This is a genomic window from Pseudomonas sp. SIMBA_067 (genome assembly GCF_046534675.1).
Classification (GTDB): Bacteria; Pseudomonadota; Gammaproteobacteria; order Pseudomonadales; family Pseudomonadaceae; genus Aquipseudomonas; species Aquipseudomonas putida.
Map to the genome: position 1 here is coordinate 247,734 of NZ_JAWRYH010000004.1, position 16,836 is coordinate 264,569.

The 16,836-nt window shown below is 59.1% G+C and carries 15 protein-coding genes and 1 tRNA gene; 11 read left to right on the top strand and 5 right to left on the bottom strand.

All coding sequences use genetic code 11. From position 1 onward, the window contains the following. Positions 1-165: 165 nt before the first annotated feature. Positions 166-837 carry a Bax inhibitor-1/YccA family protein gene (locus SB765_RS11610; RefSeq protein ID WP_019471940.1) on the bottom strand — a complete coding sequence of 224 codons (672 nt, stop codon included), beginning with the start codon at positions 835-837 and terminating at the stop codon, positions 166-168. A gap of 134 nt (positions 838-971) precedes the next feature. On the opposite strand from SB765_RS11610, the gene SB765_RS11615 reads away from it, so the two are divergent. Beyond that, a tRNA-Ser gene (locus SB765_RS11615) sits at positions 972-1,059 on the top strand. Positions 1,060-1,149: 90 nt separating this feature from the next. Next, positions 1,150-1,398 (top strand): entry exclusion lipoprotein TrbK, encoded by a 249-nt coding sequence (gene trbK, locus SB765_RS11620; protein WP_016498870.1) that lies wholly within the window; start codon positions 1,150-1,152, stop codon positions 1,396-1,398. A gap of 93 nt (positions 1,399-1,491) precedes the next feature. Here the strand turns inward: trbK and SB765_RS11625 are convergent, their stop codons facing one another. Beyond that, on the bottom strand, positions 1,492-1,761 hold the full coding sequence (locus tag SB765_RS11625; protein ID WP_019471965.1) for a DUF3077 domain-containing protein: 270 nt from the start codon (positions 1,759-1,761) through the stop codon (positions 1,492-1,494). Positions 1,762-1,782: 21 nt separating this feature from the next. Then, on the bottom strand, positions 1,783-2,025 hold the full coding sequence (locus tag SB765_RS11630) for a hypothetical protein (protein WP_410931356.1): 243 nt from the start codon (positions 2,023-2,025) through the stop codon (positions 1,783-1,785). Between the two features lie 407 nt (positions 2,026-2,432). On the opposite strand from SB765_RS11630, the gene arfB reads away from it, so the two are divergent. From arfB to SB765_RS11665, 7 genes are all read left to right on the top strand, one after another. Then, positions 2,433-2,846 (top strand): alternative ribosome rescue aminoacyl-tRNA hydrolase ArfB, encoded by a 414-nt coding sequence (gene arfB / locus SB765_RS11635; RefSeq protein WP_410931418.1) that lies wholly within the window; start codon positions 2,433-2,435, stop codon positions 2,844-2,846. Between the two features lie 205 nt (positions 2,847-3,051). Beyond that, complete coding sequence (locus SB765_RS11640; RefSeq protein WP_410931357.1) at positions 3,052-3,939, top strand: LysR substrate-binding domain-containing protein; 888 nt, start codon at positions 3,052-3,054, stop codon at positions 3,937-3,939. 150 nt (positions 3,940-4,089) lie between these two features. Then, on the top strand, positions 4,090-6,768 hold the full coding sequence (acnA, locus tag SB765_RS11645; RefSeq protein WP_410931358.1) for an aconitate hydratase AcnA: 2,679 nt from the start codon (positions 4,090-4,092) through the stop codon (positions 6,766-6,768). A gap of 255 nt (positions 6,769-7,023) precedes the next feature. Next, positions 7,024-8,076, top strand: a complete 1,053-nt coding sequence (locus SB765_RS11650) for a lactonase family protein (protein ID WP_410931419.1) — start codon at positions 7,024-7,026, stop codon at positions 8,074-8,076. 59 nt (positions 8,077-8,135) lie between these two features. Beyond that, a complete protein-coding gene (locus tag SB765_RS11655; protein WP_019472011.1) occupies positions 8,136-9,452 on the top strand; it encodes an MFS transporter in 1,317 nt (438 codons plus the stop codon). A 141-nt stretch (positions 9,453-9,593) separates the two neighbouring features. Continuing rightward, positions 9,594-10,847 (top strand): OprD family porin, encoded by a 1,254-nt coding sequence (locus tag SB765_RS11660; protein ID WP_410931359.1) that lies wholly within the window; start codon positions 9,594-9,596, stop codon positions 10,845-10,847. Between the two features lie 20 nt (positions 10,848-10,867). Further along, positions 10,868-11,593 (top strand): transporter substrate-binding domain-containing protein, encoded by a 726-nt coding sequence (locus tag SB765_RS11665; protein WP_410931360.1) that lies wholly within the window; start codon positions 10,868-10,870, stop codon positions 11,591-11,593. Between the two features lie 308 nt (positions 11,594-11,901). Here the strand turns inward: SB765_RS11665 and SB765_RS11670 are convergent, their stop codons facing one another. Next, positions 11,902-12,543, bottom strand: coding sequence for a 3-oxoacid CoA-transferase subunit B (locus SB765_RS11670; protein ID WP_003251131.1), 642 nt, complete (start codon positions 12,541-12,543; stop codon positions 11,902-11,904). Between the two features lie 8 nt (positions 12,544-12,551). Continuing rightward, positions 12,552-13,247: a 3-oxoacid CoA-transferase subunit A gene (locus SB765_RS11675; RefSeq protein ID WP_010954768.1), complete on the bottom strand. Its 696-nt coding sequence runs from the start codon at positions 13,245-13,247 to the stop codon at positions 12,552-12,554. Between the two features lie 1,904 nt (positions 13,248-15,151). Between SB765_RS11675 and SB765_RS11680 the strand changes: the two genes are divergently transcribed. Together SB765_RS11680 and SB765_RS11685 are read left to right on the top strand one after the other, a co-directional pair. Next, positions 15,152-15,802 carry a methyl-accepting chemotaxis protein gene (locus tag SB765_RS11680; protein ID WP_410931420.1) on the top strand — a complete coding sequence of 217 codons (651 nt, stop codon included), beginning with the start codon at positions 15,152-15,154 and terminating at the stop codon, positions 15,800-15,802. A 129-nt stretch (positions 15,803-15,931) separates the two neighbouring features. Next, on the top strand, positions 15,932-16,810 hold the full coding sequence (locus SB765_RS11685) for a LysR family transcriptional regulator (RefSeq protein ID WP_341796229.1): 879 nt from the start codon (positions 15,932-15,934) through the stop codon (positions 16,808-16,810). Positions 16,811-16,836: the final 26 nt, after the last annotated feature.

Genomic DNA, 16,836 nt, shown 5'->3' on the forward strand with positions numbered 1-16,836 from the left:
GGTGTCCGCCCTGAGTTATAGGGAGAGGCAGAAATCGAGCGCCGCCCGCGCGGCGCTCGATTTATCAGGCACTGAACCTCTATTGACGTACACCCCGCACCCCAGTCCCCTTTCGAAAACCCACAAAAAAGCCCGCCGAAGCGGGCTTTCTCACACAGCAATCAATCAGTCATCGCGACCCATGATGCCAAACAGCTGCAGCAGGCTGACAAACAGGTTGTAGATCGACACATACAGGCTGATGGTCGCCATGATGTAGTTACGCTCGCCACCATGAATGATCGCGCTGGTCTGGAACAGGATGCAGACCGACGAGAACAGCACGAAGCCAGCGCTGATCGCCAGTTGCAGGCCGCTGATCTGGAAGAAGAAGCTGGCAACGACAGCACCCAGCAACACGAAGAAGCCCGCAGTGATGAAGCCGCTGAGGAAGCTCATGTCCTTGCGGGTGATCAGCACATAAGCCGACAGGCCACCAAACACCAGCGCAGTCATGGCAAACGCCGAGCTGACCACTTCAGCGCCACCGGCCATGCCCAGGTAGCGGTTCAGGATAGGGCCGAGGATGAAGCCCATGAAGCCGGTGAGGGCGAAGGTGGACACCAGGCCCCAAGCCGAATCACGCAGCTTGTTGGTCAGGAAGAACAGCCCGTAGAAGCCGATCAATACCACAAATATGTTCGGGTAGCCGACGCGCATCTGCTGGGCCACGAATGCCATGACACCGCTGAAGGCGAGGGTAAGCGCCAGCAGGCTGTACGTGTTGCGCAGGACCTTGCTGATCTCCTGCTGCTCGACCTGCTGGCCGTGGTGGACGGCGTAATCCTGTTCGCGCATGGCGACACTCCTTGGTAAAACCTGTGGTTTCAGACGTTCAGATGCTAGGAGTCTATCAGAGCTCCTGCAACCCGCGACACAGAGAGTTTGACAGCGTGTTTCATTACGGTATTATGGCGGCCGCAAAACGAGCTGGAAGCGTGGCCGAGTGGTTTAAGGCAACGGTCTTGAAAACCGTCGATGGGCAACTATCCTAGAGTTCGAATCTCTACGCTTCCGCCATATTCAAAGCCCTGATTATTCAGGGCTTTTTGCGTTTTTGGGGCCTGTAAAACGGGCTTCTGGAGCGGGTCAATTCAAAGGAGTGAGTGAATGTCCATTGTGCCTTTTGCACGTCTGGTTGCAGCGCTTGGCGTTGCCGTGAGCCTTACAGCCATTGCCGAAGACAGGGTGCCTGAACCCAACGAAGCGAATTGCTCGGGTGAAACCTATGAGCAAATCCTGGCGAGCCTCTCCAAGGAATGGGACCGCAATGAGTTCATCGCAAACTGCAAAAGCTTCCATGCTGCCAAAAAGATGACCAAGTGGAAGTTCGAAAAGAGCCCACCTGACAGCTTCTGAGCCCAGCTCAAGCCCCGGCAGAGATGCTGGGGCTTTTTTGCATCAGGTTGGGGCTGTAGGCGCTTTTCGAGCCAATGTCGGATGCCAGGCAAATCAGCGCATCATGCCCAGCTCGGCATCATCCATCAGCGCCTTGGCCAGCGCACTCAGATAGTGAGCAGCCCAGATCATCATCGGTTTCTCTTCCATCAACCCGATAATCGTCAGCTCCCGCACGTACCCCATCAACTCCGAAGATTGCTCCCGGGCGCTTTTGCAGGGAATTCCGGCTTCGATGCGAAACAGTGGGTGGGTCTGGTTTTCACCCTGGTAGAACGTGGTCTTGCCTACTGTGGTTTGTTCGTTCGATTCGTCTGTAGTCATGGGTCCATCTCCCTGATCGGCTCAGTGCTGCATTCGCGGCTCGTTCGGCGTCTGTGCCTGAATCAATGCGGACTCAAGTAACGAGCGCAGGGACTCAAGTTCATGGGTCGTCGCCATCATCAGCACCGCTGCAGGTGACTTGGGCTGCATCAGCATCGCTTGTTGCGAAATGGCTAGCGCGCAGGCGGCATATTCCGCGGCTTGGATGAGGGTATCTTCCAGGGAGTGGAGCGTGTGGGGTGGATCGGGGACCATCTTTAACATTTGCTTATTACCTCTATGGATGCCACTACCTGACTGCTGTCAAACAGAAGGGTGGTAGCTGTACGTGGGTTGACAGACCGGCGGAATAAGCAAGTTCCGGCGCACGCAAGCGTGCCCCACGCACAGCCACCATAGAAGGAAAGCCGTAATGCTTAAACCGTTACGGCCCGTCAAAGCCGTGTCGCTGATGAGCAGCGACCGGCCCAGACTAGAGCCCCAATAGGGCACCCGCAACGGAAAATAGGCGGCAACAGTATCTTTGGGAAATGCCCTACAAGAAAGCGAAAAATTCTGATTTTTCGACACAGATAGACATCATCTTGGGTGGAGATAGCAAGGAATCGTGCGTTGTTCTATGGGAGCGCGGCCAAGGCTGTGATAATGGTGGCAATGACAAGGGCCATACCATGCTGATCATCTCCAATAACGTGCATCTGCCGGATGGCGAAATCGAACTCACCTACATCCGCGCGCAAGGCGCGGGCGGGCAGAATGTCAACAAGGTGTCCAGCGCCGTACACCTGCGCTTCGACATCCCGGCCTCGTCGTTGCCCGAGTTCTACAAGGAGCGGCTGCTGGCGCTGCGTGACAGTCGCATCACCGGCGACGGTGTGTTGATCATCAAGGCCCAACAATACCGCACCCAGGAGCAGAACCGTGCTGACGCACTGGCGCGTCTTGGCGAGTTGATCATCGCTGCCGGCAAGACCGAGAAGAAACGCCGCCCCACCAAGCCGACCCTTGGCTCGAAAACCCGCCGCCTCGAAGGCAAAGCCAGGCGGAGCACTGTCAAGGCGGGCAGGGGGAAGGTGGATTTCTAGTGCTGGTGGTGGACGTTGCTGGTTTCTGCGTGTTGCCGGGCGTTCTGGCAAGGAATGCGGTCGTTGTGCTTCGGGCCGATCATCGTCAAGCTGGGTATGTGCAGATTGCAGGCTCGCCGGGACGGCACGAGCCAGGCGCAGGCCCCATGGGTTTTGGACCACTGCACTCGCGGGGCTTCAAAAGCTATCTACCAGGAACTGAATAGTGCGCTACGACCTCACTAGCCTTGACCTTTTCATCACCGTTGCTCAAGAGCGCAACCTCACTCGGGCAGGGCGAATCAAGCATGTCGCGGTCTCGGCCATCAGCAAAAGGATCACTGAGCTTGAGGCGCAGATCGGCTCCCCTCTGTTGCTGCGTAATGCACGCGGCGTCGAGCTGACGCCAGCGGGGCAGTCCTTGCTGTTCTACGCCAGGCAACTCAAGCAAACCATGGCTCAGCTCGACACGGAATTGAGTGGGTATGCCAGCGGGGTCAAGGGGCATATCCGCATCCACGCCATCACTTCCGCGCTGTCCCAATTCTTGCCACAGGACGTTGACGGCTTTGCCCAGTTGTACCCACAGATCAAGTTTGATATCGAGGAACGAGTGGGTTCTGCGGTGATCCGAGCAGTGGCTGATGGGCGAGCTGATCTGGGGATCATTGCAGCACAAACAGCCTCAGAGGGCCTTGAGGCCCTGACCTACAGGCATGATGAGTTGACCTTGGTGGTCCCCAGTGGTCATGAGTTAGCCACGCGTAAGGTCATCAAGTTCAAAGAGGTGCTGGAGCATGAATTCGTTGGCCCTCACCTTGAAAGCTCGATGCACACCTTGCTGACAGCGGAAGCCGCCAAGCTCGGCATGAGCCTCAAGTTGCGCATTCGAATCAGCAGCTTCGACTGCATGTGCAGAATGGTGTCTGCCGGGTTGGGTATCGCGGTGCTGCCTCGTAGCGTCATCAATCAGTATCTGCGTAGCCACAAGCTCAAGGCTGTGACCCTGGATGAGCCATGGGCACGCCGCACGCTGTTACTGGTGGTCAGAAAGTACGAAGCCGCATCCCCCACGCTCAAAACGTTCATCGATCACCTGAAGCTACCAGAGTAGAGCAGTCCGTCAGCGTTCTCGTTTGGAGAACGCTGTTGTGGTAATTGACCAATTTTCATCCCCGCAGACTGCTCTTAGTATCGGCTCAACCGCCTAAGGCATGGCTCCGTGCATGCCTGCTAGCACTATAAGAAGCCGAGCGAAATGAGCATGACCGAGACTGCCTGCGACCTCTTTACTCCCCTGACAATCAACGATGATTCGTTCACGATTGTCGATCTGGGCAAGATGCTTGATCACAGCCAGCTGGCAAAGCTGCCGTATTCCATTCGTATCCTGCTGGAGAACGTTGCACGCTGCTCTCCAGAAGCCTTGCCGTCAGTGTTGGCGAGAGCTACCGGGCAGGGCCCGGACTGCGAAGTACCTTTCCAGCCCAACCGCCTGATGTTCCATGACACCACCTGCCTGCCTGCTTTGGCCGATTTCGCCGGCATGCGCGATGTTGTCGCCGAGCTGGGGGGCGATCCACAGGCGATGAACCCCCTGATCCCCGCTGTACTGACTATCGACCACTCGGTGATCGTGGAGCGCTACGCCGAGGCGAACGCGGTCGAGCAGAACCTGGACATCGACTTCCGCCGCAACAGCGAGCGCTACCGTTTCATCAAATGGGCTCAGAAAAGCCTGGACAACTTTGGTGTGATCCCACCGGGTACCGGCATCATTCACCAGATGAACATGGAGGCGTTGGCCCAGGTCGTTTGGGAAAGTCGCGCAGCGAACGGGGAGCGCCTGCTCCACCCTGACGACATGGTCGCCACCGACAGCCACACGCCGATGATCAATGCCATTGGTGTGCTGGGCTGGGGCGTTGGTGGGCTGGAAGGGCAGGCCGCCATGGTGGGTGAACCGGTACCGATCAGCTTCCCGAAAGTGATTGGTATCCGCGTGACCAATGCCATGCGTCCAGGTGTTACAGCCACCGATTTGTCCCTGCATGTGGCAGAGATTCTGCGTAAGCGCTCGGTCGTGGGCAAGTTCGTGGAGTTCACTGGGCCAGGCCTCTCCACGCTTAGCTGGGCAGCACGTGGCACAGTCTCCAACATGGCGCCCGAGTACGGGGCGACGGTTGTGTTCTTCCCGTTCGACAATGAGACGTTGGCCTACCTGGAGCTCAGCGGTCGTTCGGCCAAGTTGCGCGAGCAAGTCATCGCCTACATGAGCGCCCAGCCGCTGTGGCGCCGTGACGAATTGGCCGAGCCGGAATTCGACGAGCTCATCGAGCTTGATCTGGCGAGCATCGAGCCGAGTGTTGCAGGCCCACACCAACCGCACCAACGTCAGCCACTTTCCAAGGCCGCAGCGTCGTTCCAGGATGAAGTGCTGGGCGGCGGCACGCTGATCACAGCCCCGCAAGAGCAGAGCTTCTTCGAGCCATCTTTTGGTGAGTCGATCACTCACGGCGCTGTGGTGATGTCGGCTATTACCAGCTGTACCAACACCGCAAACCCGGCGCAGATGATCCAGGCGGGTTTGCTCGCCCGTAAGGCCCGGAGCCTTGGCCTTCAGCGTAAGCCGTGGGTCAAGACGTCGCTCTCGCCTGGCTCGCAGGTGGTCGCAGACTACTTGGCTGAAGCCAACCTGCTGGAAGACTTTTCTGCATTGGGCTTCGATCTGGCGGGCTTCGGTTGCATGACCTGCATCGGCAACTCGGGGAAGCTCGAAGAGCACGTTGAGCATTTTGCCGATCAGGGCCTCAAAGGCGTGGTCGTGTTGTCCGGCAACCGAAATTTCGAAGGCCGGGTGAACCCTAAAGTACCGGCAGGCTATCTGGCATCCCCGGCGTTGTGCGTTGCCTACGCCATCGCCGGTACCATCGATATCGACCTGACTTCGCAGCCGCTTGCCACGGATGCTGAGGGCCAGCCGGTATTCTTGCAGGATCTCATGCCAAGCGATGCTGACATTGCCGATGAGGTCGCCAAGGTGGTCAAGCCGGAGTTCTTCCAGCATCGCCTGGCAACTGTCTGGGAGGGTACGCACCATTGGCAGGCGCTTTCTGCCGAGGGCAGCGTCCAGTTTCCATGGAGGCCCGAGTCTACCTACCTGCGTCGTCCGCAATACCTGGCGGATATCCAGGCGCACCCCAAAGCGTCCCTGGCTATCAATGGTGCTCGGGCGCTGATGGTGCTTGGCGACAACGTCACCACTGACCACATCTCGCCAGCAGGCGCGATCCCTGCCAATAGCTTGGCGGGCCAGTGGTTGCTCGAACGTGGTGAGGATCCACAGGACCTCAACCAGTATTCCACGCGTCGCAGTAACCATGAAGTGATGCTGCGTGGTGCCTTCACCAACAAATCAGTGAAGAACCGTCTCCTTGGCGATCAGCAGCCAGGGCTTGGCGCCTGGGCGTGGAATGCTGACCACAGCGAATGCTTACCGCTGTACGAGGCCGCCAAAAGCTATGCCCTGCAAAAGACACCGATGGTGGTTTTTGCAGGTATCAACTACGGCGCTGGCTCCAGCCGTGACTGGGCCGCGAAGGCACAGGCCCTGCTTGGGGTGAAGGCGGTGGTTGCGCAAAGCATCGAGCGTATTCACCGCAGCAATCTGATCGGCATGGGCGTACTGCCTCTGGTCTTCAAACCTGGCCAAAGCGTTGACGACCTTCGTTTGGATGGCAGCGAGCAGTTCGATTTCCGGGGCCTTGATGAGCTGGCTGTAGGCGAGAACCTGATCAAGCTGATCGTTCATCGCGCCGATGGCCGTCGTGATGAAGCTGAGGTTATTGCGCGTGTGGATTCGCAGCAGGAAGTGCGCTACCTGGCCAACGGTGGTGTGCTCCCGTTCGTGATCCGCAAGGTTGTTGCCCGCACTCGGGCTTGATGTTTAAAGGCCCCATGTGGGGCCCTACTTGGCCAAAACAATAAGAAGGACTCGTCCATGGATCGCGAACAATCCAACGTTGTTGCGCCTGACCCCGCGAGCGTCACGCACGCAGGGTTATGCCGTCGCACGCTGATCAAGCACTTAGGTACAGCCACAGGGCTCGGTATCCTGGGCTCATTGCTACCTGCAGGGTTGGTCAGCGCCGCGAGTGCCATGTCTTCAAACAATTCTGCAAGCGGGAGTAATACCCCAATGTTCGCTTATGTCGGATCGCGCACAACCCGGGAGCGCAATGCCCGTGGTGATGGCATCACGGTCTATCGGTTGAATCAAGACGCCGGCACGCTGGAGCAGGTGCAGTTGGTCGACGATTTGGTGAATCCCTCGTTTCTTGCCCTCAATCGCGCCGGTGATCGCCTCTACACTGTTCATGGCGACCGCAGTGAGGTCAGTGCCTTCAGCGTCGACAAGGCAAGTGGGAAGCTGGCATTCCTCAACCGCCAAAGCTGTGAAGGAAAGAATCCGGTGCATTTGGCGCTGGATCCGAGCGAGCGGTTCCTGGTGGTTTCCAACCATATTACCGGCACCTTGGCAGTGCTCAATGTGGAAGAAAATGGCGCCTTGGGCGGTATCAGTCAATTGCTCAAGCTTGAAGGCCCCACTGGCCCTCATCGGGTTGAGCAGCCATTCGCCAAGCCGCATTTCAACCCGTTTGATGCAACAGGGAACTACGTTCTGGTACCGGATAAAGGCCTGGATCGAGTGTTCAGCTTCCGCTTTGACAACGGCAAGCTGCACCCTGCCGACCAGCCATTCGCTGTTGCCCGCGAGGGTTCTGGCCCGCGTCATATCGCAATGCACCCCAAAGCCGGTTTCGCTTATGTGATCAACGAGCTGGACTCAACCGTTACCAGCTACCGTTTCGACTCCCGCAGTGGTGCCCTGCAACCGTTCCAGGTATTGCCGTCGCTGCCGGCGAGCTATACCGGCAACAGCCGCGCTTCCGAGATCGAAGTGGATCGCAGCGGGCGTTTCCTCTATGCCTCCAATCGCGGCTACGACAGCATCGCTGTGTTCAAGATTGATCAAGGAAGCGGCCTGTTGAGCCCTGTCGACTTCGTGCCTAGCGAAGGGAAAACGCCGCGTTTCTTCAGCCTGACGCCAAATCAGCGGTTCCTGTTTGCACTCAATGAGGACAGCGACAGCATCGTGTCATTTGCTGTCGATCCGCATACCGGTGGTTTGAGCAAGACAGATTTTTCGATTTCGACCGGCAGCCCGGTCTGCATGATCTTTTCCGCCTGATACCTGCTGCAACGATAACAATTAAAGGGCGAGCTACGGTTCGCCCAGATGAGGTCTTTATGAACAACAACAAAACTGTCGATGAGCAGGCTGTCGTTCGCAAGGTTACCTTGCGGATCATCCCGTTCATGTTCTTGCTGTACATCGTCTCCTACCTGGACCGCGCCAATATCGGTTATGCCGCGCTGGAGATGAACAAGGAACTCGCCCTGACCAGCGAGGCGTTCGGTTTCATTTCCGGGATCTTCTTCATCGGCTATTTCCTGTTCGAAGTGCCGAGCAACGTGATGCTCAACAAATACGGTGCGCGGGTCTGGATAGCCCGAATCCTGGTGACCTGGGGCCTGATTGCTGCCGCTACCGCCTTCGCCCAGACCGCCAACCAGCTTTACGTGCTGCGCTTTTTCCTGGGCGTGGCGGAGGCGGGCTTCTTTCCGGGCGTGATCGTCTACCTGACCTACTGGTTTCGCTCGAAGGAGCTGGCCACTACCGTCGCGCTGTTCACCGCGGCAATCCCTGTCAGCTACATCATTGGCGCGCCGCTTTCGACCTGGATCATGGACAACATCAAATGGCTCGACTGGAGCGGCTGGCGCTGGATGCTGTTCCTCGAAGGCGTCCCGGCAGTGTTCCTTGGCATAGCCTGCTTCTTGTTCCTGACTGACAAACCGGAGCAGGCCAAATGGCTTACCCAGCAGGAGAAAGACTGGCTGCTCGCCGAGCTCGAGCGTGATCGCCAGAGCCGCAAGAACGTCAAGCGATTGGGTGTTTTCAAGACAATGGTCAACAAGAAGGTGCTGTACCTGGCCTTCATCTATTTCGTGTACCAGTGCGGCAGCCTAGGTGTGGGTTACTGGATGCCGCAGATCATCAAAGGCTTCTCCAGCGAGCTCACGCACACGCAAATCGGTTTGATCGCAATGCTGCCCTATATCGTTGCGACGGTTGCGATGGTTATTTGGTCGCGAAGCTCTGACCGACGAAACGAGCGCAAGATGCATTCTGCGATCCCCCTTGCAGTGGCGGCCTTGGGCCTGGTGGGGGCGGGCATGTTGTCCAGTCCTGTGGCATCAATGGCGATGATCTGTGTGGCATTGTCGGGTCTCTACAGCTTCAAATCCCCGTTCTGGGCACTGCCGACGCTGTTCCTTGATCGTGCTACCGCAGCGGTATCCATCGCGGTAATCAACTCCATCGGCAACCTGGGTGGCTTCGTTGGCCCCTCAATGATTGGCGTGGTTAAAGGCAACAGCCAGAGCGCCGCTACCGGCCTGCTGTTCCTCAGCGCACTGTTGCTCATCGCCTTCCTGATGACTGCACTGATGCGTGTGACCAACAAAGAGCCCGATCAGCCAGTGGCCGCTTCAGCCCACTGACCTGCTGACAGAGTCGCTCTTACAGGGCATTCCAATCTTTGTAAGGGCGGTTCCAGACCGCGTAGCAATTCCCGTCACGAATAATTTCTTCCTGGCCCGTTCCGGGTCGGGCAGCGTCATGCCAAAAAATGGAATCGCCAGATGCACAACAACAAAAACATCCTGCGCACCCTGATCTGTCTGTCCCCTTGCCTGGTCGTCGGTGCCGCCGGGGCAGAAGGTTTTGTCGAGGACAGCAAGGCAAGCCTGCAACTGCAAAACTACTACTTCAATCGCGATTTTCGCGAGGGTGCCGGCCAGTCCAAGCGGGAAGAATGGGCCCAGGGATTCCTCTTCGATTTCCGCTCTGGTTACACCCCAGGCACTGTGGGCTTTGGCCTTGATGCGTTGGGAATGCTGGGTATCAAGCTGGATTCAAGCCCTGACCGATCCGGTTCCGGCCTGCTGCCGGTGCATGACGATGGGCGCGCTGCCGATGAATTCAGTCGTCTCGGCCTGACCGCCAAGGTGAAGGTTTCCGAAAGCGAGCTCAGGTACGGAACACTCATCCCTAAGCTACCGACCGTGCAGGCCAATACCGGGCGGATACTGCCGCAGACCTTCGAAGGTGGCTTGCTGACCAGTAACGAAATCGAGGGCTTCACGCTGACGGGTGCACGCTTCAATCGCGTGACTGATCGTGACTCGACCGACGCTCAGAAAATCACCCTGAACAACAAGAACCGCAGGTTTACCGGTGCTGTGGAAGGTGATGATTACTGGGTGGGCGGATTTGATTACGCGGTTAACAAAGGGCTGACACTTAGCTACCAGTACGCCGAACTGCAGGACGTGTACCGACAAAACTTTTTGGGTATCAATCACACGTGGAGCATTGGCCCCGGTAAGCTCAAAAGCGATTTGCGCTACATGCTGAGCGACGACGCTGGCAACGCGAATGCTGGCAACATCGACAGTGGTGCGCTCAGTGGGTTGTTCACTTATAGCCTGGGCGGCCATGCATTTGGCCTCGGGCTACAGAAAATGAACGGTGACACTTCGATGCCATTTCTCAATGGCACGGATCCGTACCTCACCAACTATATCCAGATCAACGATTTCGCCGAGCCTGGCGAACGCTCCTGGCAGCTGCGTTACGACTACAACTTTGCCGCCATCGGCATTCCTGGGCTGACGTTCATGAGTCGCTATGTCAAAGGCGATCACGCTGATGCAGCTACCCATGCCGGGGAAGGCCGTGAGTGGGAGCGCAATACTGATATTGCATACGTATTCCAGTCCGGTGCATTGAAAAATGTTGGTATCCGTTGGCGCAATGCGGCCTACCGCGCGAACCTTGCGCGTGGCGCGGATGAGAATCGCTTGATCGTTTCGTATACCTTGCCAATCTGGTAAACCCCTTTCAGGAGATCCCTATGACAACCATCACCCCCGCGGTACTCGATGACTTGGCCCCAGGTGGCGTCATGCACGCTGCGATCAACTTTGGTAACCCCGTGCTCGCTCAGCGTGGCCCGAATGGCGAGCCACAAGGCGTATCCGTTGCACTTGCCAAAGCCCTTGCGCAAGAACTGGGTGTGAAGCTGGAAATGCGCACTTTCGATGCCGCAGGCAAAGTCTTTGCCGCGTTGGACGAGGGGGTATGGAACCTGGCGTTTCTGGCTATCGAGCCGGTGCGTGAGGCGCAGATCTCGTTCAGCGAACCCTACGTCATTATTGAAGGCACGTACCTCGTTGAGCGCGATTCCCCCTTTCAGTCGGTGGCTGATCTGGACCAAGCCGGGCTGAAGCTGGCAGTGGGCAAGGGGGCTGCCTACGATCTGTTTCTGACCCGTACCCTGAAGAACGCCGAGCTTGAACGCGCGGACACGTCCGCAGGGGCGGTTGATCTGTTCCTTGAACAAAAACTCGATGCGGCTGCGGGCGTGCGCCAACCCTTGCAGAAGGTAGCTGATCTCGACCCGCGCTATCGCGTGCTGGATGACGCCTTCACCTCAATCCGCCAGGCAATGGCGGTGCCACGTGGACGGGATGCGGGCGCGGCATACGTAAGGGCATTCGTTGAGCGAAAAAAAGCTGAAGGTTTCATTCATGCGGCTCTGGCTCAGAGCGGCCAGGCGGACGTGACCGTCGCACCTTGAATCGTGCCAAGAAAGCGATAGTCTCGGGCTGAAATGGGGTGAGGCTTGGGATAGTGGCTGTTGGTCGGGGCCATGGGGGCTGCTGTGCAGCCCATCGCAGGCAAGCCAGCTCCTACAGGTATTACACAGCTTTCGATGCTGGTGCATCAACCTGTAGGAGCGGCCTTGTGCCGCGAAAGGGCCGCAAAGCGGCCCCCGGATTTTGGCGTTACATCAACTGGTGCTGGGGCTGCTTTGCAGCCCTTTCGCGGCACAAGGCCGCTCCTACAAAGGTCCGCGTAAGGCAACAGACTGTGTAAGCCGGAAGATCACTTGATCAGCGGCACACCACTCAGCTTCTGCAACTCGTCAAAGTCGATATCTGCACAAATCTCGACCACTTTCAGCCCTTCAGGCGTCACTTCCAGTACGGCCAGGTCGGTGTAGATGCGGCTGACGCAAGCAATGCCGGTCAGCGGGTAGGTGCACTCGGGCACCAGCTTGCTTTCGCCGGTCTTGGTCAGGTGGTCCATCATCACGAACACTTGGCGAGCGCCGGTGGCGAGGTCCATCGCGCCGCCTACGGCCGGGATCGAACCTTCGGCACCGGTGTGCCAGTTGGCCAGGTCGCCCTTGACCGAGACCTGGAAGGCGCCCAATACGGCGATGTCCAGGTGGCCGCCACGCATCATCGAGAACGAGTCGGCGTGGTGGAAGAAGGCACCACCGGTCAGCAGGGTGACGTGCTGTTTCCCGGCGTTGATCAGGTCATCGTCTTCCTCCCCCGGCGCAGGGCTTGGGCCCATGCCCAGAAGGCCGTTCTCGCTGTGCAGGAATACTTCCTTGTCGCCCAGGTAGTTGGCCACCAGGGTCGGTGCGCCAATGCCCAGGTTTACGTACGCGCCTTCCTGGATGTCTGCGGCCACGCGCTGGGCCATCTCGGTGCGGGAGAGCTTTTTGGTGATGGTCATGGCAGGCCTCAGACAGCTTTGGCGATCGAAGAAGCGGCAGCGCCGGTGACGGCAACCACGCGCTGGACGAAGATACCCGGGGTGATGATGTGCTCCGGGTCCAGTTCACCGAGTTCGACAACCTGGTCGACCTGGGCGATGGCGGTCTTGGCAGCCATGGCCATGATCGGGCCGAAGTTGCGCGCGGCCTTGCGGTAGGTCAGGTTGCCCCAACGGTCACCCTTGTGCGCCTTGATCAGCGCAAAGTCGGCGTGCAGCGGCATTTCCAGCACGTACATGCGGCCGTCGATTTCACGGGTTTCCTTGCCTTCGGCCAGCAGGGTGCCGTAGCCGGTCGGCGAGAAGAACGCACCAATGCCCGAACCCGCTGCGCGGATGCGCTCGGCCAGGTTGCCTTGCGGCACCACTTCCAGCTCGATCTTGCCGGCGCGGTACAGTTCGTCGAACACGTAGGAGTCGGACTGGCGCGGGAACGAGCACACCACCTTGCGCACGCTGCCCGCCATGAGCAGGGCGGCCAGGCCGATCTCGCCGTTGCCGGCGTTGTTGCTGATAATGGTCAGGTCGCGGGCACCGGTTGCGATCAGGCCATCGATCAGCTCGGACGGCATGCCGGCTGTGCCGAAGCCACCGACCATAATGGTCGAACCGTCGGTGATCCCTTCCACCGCGCTGGCGATGGACTCGTACGTTTTATTGATCAAGGCGAGCTCCTGGTTGTTCCTGGAGTATGGTTGTCGGGCTGGCCGGCGCGTTTAAGCGATGAGGCCTGTCAGCGCTTGAAATTGTTTGCTGACTTTCGCTATAGCGTGCCGCAAGATAGGGCAACAGTAGAGGGGGTTTAGCGGAATTTGTGCGATTATCGAACTGTTGTGCGATGTGCGAGCAGTTCTGGCGGCTATTTGTCACATTCCGGATAGGGGCCTGATTTCATCTGGTTTGCGCCTCGTTGGTGCGTTCAGGGCCTGCCCATAACCTTTCTTGCACAAGTGCTGTGCATTCAATGACTTGAATTCCCCATTAATCACCGCTCCCGCCGTTGGCGTGCGACTTGCTATCAGATTGCCATCCGATGTCGCGTATGGTGAAGATAATGTCGCTTTCCAGTGGGTCCATGGAGTTGTCATCGAGTGAAAAGGGCTGGCTGCCCTGGCTGGGTAAAACCGGAAAGCTCAGGATGGGCTGGGCATGTCACCTTAATCGGGCGAATTACCCGCAGATCGAGCAAACTTTCGAAGCCATTGCTCAAACCCGCGTGCGTTTGTTGCATGATTGGGCGTGCGAGCACTGGGAGCACTTGGCGGAACTTGCAGAACAACTCGCCCAAGGGTTCGCTCAACCCGACAGCACGCTGCTGCGGGACAAGCTGGCACAGGCCGAAGACTTTTCCGAGTTGTTTGTCGTCGATGCTGCCGGCAGCATCATCACCTCAACTTGGCCACAACGTGGTACGCCACGTATCGAGTACACTGCAGCGCTGGCCCAAGGCCTGAAGGCGCCGTTTCTGCATGGCCCCTACAGCGACCCGCTGACCCTGCGCATTGGCCCGTCGTCTTCACGCTTCCACGATGAAGTAACGCTGATGTTCTACCAGCCGGTGAAGGCCGGTGGCAAAGTGCTCGGCTGCCTGTGCGGCCGGGTGCCCAACGATGTGCTGGGCGACCTGATCCAGCGCGAGGCCGGGCATATCTTCGCCGAGTCGGGTGACAACTACCTGTTCATGGCGCAGTCGCGCTTCGATCCGTCCATCCAGCCCGGCACTGCGCTGTCGCGCTCGCGCTTCGAGGACGGCACCTTTACCCACGGCGAAAACCTTAAAAGTGGTGTGCACACGCCCTGGACCACCGTGCAGGTCCAGCGCCATACCGAGCTGGAACTGCGCTTCACCGACCCCTCCACGCGCGAACTGCACCCGGGGGTAAGGGAAACCATCAGGCGTGGTGCCAACCTGTTCGTGACTTACCCGGGCTACTCGGACTACCGCCACGTGCCGGTGGTCGGCAAGGGCGTAACGTTCCAGTTACCGGGTTCGCCCGACCGCTGGGGCATGATGTGCGAGGCGGACCTGGAGGAGGTCTACCGACGCCGCTCGCTGAGCTATGGGTTGATGAAACCCTATGTGGCGACCATGGCCGGGTTGTTCGGCTGCAACTACCTGGTGCAGCACCATGCCGGCCTGCCGCAAGGGCTGAATGACGTGATTCTGGCCGTGAGCATGCTCGGCGCCACGCTGGTGTTCGGCGTGTTTGGGCCCAAGCGCCTGGCAGCCAGGTTGAATGGCATGAGCGGCGTGCTGCGCACCATCGCCGAGGGTGAAGGCAACCTGCGTCAGCGCCTGGACACCAGCACCCTGGGCAACGATGAGAGCGGCGACATGGCGCGCTGGATCAACAGCTTCATCGACCGCCTGGACGCGGTAGTGGGGCAGGTGGTGAAGGCCAGTCGCACGGTCGGCAGCACCAACCAGATGATGCTCGGGCGCAGCCAGGAGGCGAGTGTGAGCTCTGCCGATGTGGCGGACGCCGTGCACCACATGATGATCATCATGGAGGAGCAGCTTGGTGAACTGCAGCAGGCCTCGGTCAGCGCCGAGCAGATGAAGCAGGCGATGGACGAGGTGGTCAGCCGTGCCCGCGAGCAGTTTCTGGCGGTGCAGGCAGGCACCCAGTCGATTCGCGATGTGGTGGCGTGCTCGTCCTCCAGCGTGCAGCGGCTCGACAGCCGCATGGTCGAGATCGACAACATCACCGGGTTGATCAGCGCCATCACCAACCAGACCAACCTGCTGGCGCTCAATGCTGCCATCGAGGCGGCGCGTGCCGGCGAGCATGGCCGCGGCTTTGCGGTGGTGGCCGACGAGGTGCGCAGCCTGGCCGCGCGAACCGCGCGCGCCGCCGAAGACATTCGCCACATGGTCGAGAGCCTTCAGGGCGAAACCCGCCAGGCCGTCAGCTTCATGGAGCAGGGCGTACAGGACGTCGACAACAGCCTGCGCCTTGCCGAAGATGCCTCGTCCGAGAACGTTCAGCTGCACCAGGCCGTGGAGGGCATGTTCGCGATCATCCAGCAGCTCAACCGGCGTAGCGTGGAATACGGCAAGACCATCGACCAGGTCAACCAATCCTCCAGCGAGATGCGCCAGACGGCGGTGGTGCTGCAGAGCAGCGCGCAGAAGGTGCGGGTGGATGCTGGCAAGTTGCAGAAGCTGGTGGGGCAGTTCGAGGTCAGTGGCGAGGAGAAGGGGGCGGCTGCAGCTTGAGCAAAGGACCGCATCCGCGAAAGGGTTCGTGCATGCATACAAGGTATGCCTTGCCCTCTGGCATTGCATCATGCACTGCCGCTTCAGGCATCATGTACCCAGCCCCATCCACAAAAGCTGAACCCGCAGATGCCTGACTCCATCAAACCCAACCGTGCCATCTATGACCTGGACATGCTCCGCACCGTGGTCATGGTGGCCGACTGCGGCAGTTTCACCACCGCTGCCGCGCGCCTGCACTCCACCCAGTCCACGGTCAGCCAGAAGGTGCGCCGGCTGGAGGAAATGGTCGGCCAGCAGCTGCTCGACCGCAGTAACCGCGAGGTGCACCCGACCGATGCGGGGGAAACCCTGCTGGGGTATGCGCGGCACCTGCTGGCGGTGAGCAGCCAGCTGACCGAGGCCATGTCGGGCGGGGTGACGGTGACCGTGCGCATCGGCCTGCCGGACGATTTTGTCGCGGGCAAGACGATGCAGGCGCTGGCGGCGTTCAACCGGCGTAACCCGACGGTGAAGCTGGAAATTACCGGTGGGCTTAGCCGGGACTTGATGAGCACGTATGACCGTGGCGAACTGGACCTGGTGCTGATCAAGCAGCGGCGCCATAGCCGGGAGGCCAATGCGTGCCAGCCGGAGCGCATCGAGTGGATCGACAGTGCGCAGTACCCGTGTTTTGCCCAAGACCCTATTCCGCTGGTGACCTTTCCGCCGCGGGGGTTGTACCGGGATGACATGATCGGTGCGGTCGAGGCAATGGGGCGCAGTTGGCGGATCGCTTTTACCAGTTCGAGCCTGGCGGGGATTCAGGAGGCGGTGGCGAACGGGTTGGGGGTTAGCCTGTTGCCGTCGCGGGTGGTGACGGGTGGGCATCGAGTGCTCGGGGTGGAGCAGGGGTTCAAGCCCATCAAGGTGTTTGAGGCGGCGATTTTTCATCGGCCTACGGCGGACCCTATGGTCATGGCGCTGGCTGAAATTCTGATCGGGATCTTGCGGGCTGAGGAAGATTGAGCCTGCGCAGCCCATTGGCTGCGCCT

Coding starts and splice junctions, on each gene's coding strand:
- SB765_RS11610 (WP_019471940.1), bottom strand. CDS start 837: ATGCGCGAACAGGATTACGCCGTCCACCACGGCCAGCAGGTCGAGCAG.
- trbK (WP_016498870.1), top strand. CDS start 1,150: ATGTCCATTGTGCCTTTTGCACGTCTGGTTGCAGCGCTTGGCGTTGCC.
- SB765_RS11625 (WP_019471965.1), bottom strand. CDS start 1,761: ATGACTACAGACGAATCGAACGAACAAACCACAGTAGGCAAGACCACG.
- SB765_RS11630 (WP_410931356.1), bottom strand. CDS start 2,025: ATGTTAAAGATGGTCCCCGATCCACCCCACACGCTCCACTCCCTGGAA.
- arfB (WP_410931418.1), top strand. CDS start 2,433: ATGCTGATCATCTCCAATAACGTGCATCTGCCGGATGGCGAAATCGAA.
- acnA (WP_410931358.1), top strand. CDS start 4,090: ATGACCGAGACTGCCTGCGACCTCTTTACTCCCCTGACAATCAACGAT.
- SB765_RS11650 (WP_410931419.1), top strand. CDS start 7,024: ATGTTCGCTTATGTCGGATCGCGCACAACCCGGGAGCGCAATGCCCGT.
- SB765_RS11655 (WP_019472011.1), top strand. CDS start 8,136: ATGAACAACAACAAAACTGTCGATGAGCAGGCTGTCGTTCGCAAGGTT.
- SB765_RS11660 (WP_410931359.1), top strand. CDS start 9,594: ATGCACAACAACAAAAACATCCTGCGCACCCTGATCTGTCTGTCCCCT.
- SB765_RS11665 (WP_410931360.1), top strand. CDS start 10,868: ATGACAACCATCACCCCCGCGGTACTCGATGACTTGGCCCCAGGTGGC.
- SB765_RS11670 (WP_003251131.1), bottom strand. CDS start 12,543: ATGACCATCACCAAAAAGCTCTCCCGCACCGAGATGGCCCAGCGCGTG.
- SB765_RS11680 (WP_410931420.1), top strand. CDS start 15,152: ATGGACGAGGTGGTCAGCCGTGCCCGCGAGCAGTTTCTGGCGGTGCAG.
- SB765_RS11685 (WP_341796229.1), top strand. CDS start 15,932: ATGCCTGACTCCATCAAACCCAACCGTGCCATCTATGACCTGGACATG.